This is a genomic window from Rhodosalinus halophilus, from assembly GCF_003298775.1.
Taxonomy (GTDB): Bacteria; Pseudomonadota; Alphaproteobacteria; order Rhodobacterales; family Rhodobacteraceae; genus Rhodosalinus; species Rhodosalinus halophilus.
Genome location: NZ_QNTQ01000075.1, coordinates 1 through 364 on the forward strand (window position 1 = coordinate 1; position 364 = coordinate 364).

Consider the following 364-nt stretch of genomic DNA (forward strand, 5'->3'; position numbering starts at 1 on the left):
GGATGCTGGCGCAGGACGTCTTCTCGCATACCGGCGCGGGCGGCTCCACGGCCGGCGACCGGATGCGGGCGGCCGACTTCGTGTTCTCCGGCAGCTGGACCTGGGGCGAGAACATCGCGCTGCAGAGCGAGCGCGGCGCGGCGGGGCTCGAGGACGACGTGGCCGATCTGCACGAGTCGCTGATGAACAGCCCCGGCCACCGGGCGAACATCCTCAACGCCGACTACGAGGTGATCGGCATCGGCATCGAGCGGGGCGACTACGACGGCTGGGACGTGGTGATCGTCACGCAGAACTTCGCGGCCACCGACGCGCCGCTGCAGATCGACGGCGGCGGGTCGGGCGGCGCCCCGGCCCCCGAGCC

General features: G+C 72.5%; 1 protein-coding gene. It reads left to right on the plus strand.

Translation table 11 applies throughout. The features are described 5' to 3' along the window. The coding region (locus DRV85_RS18925; protein WP_147238908.1) for a CAP domain-containing protein at window positions 1–364 on the plus strand (364 nt) is incomplete at both ends.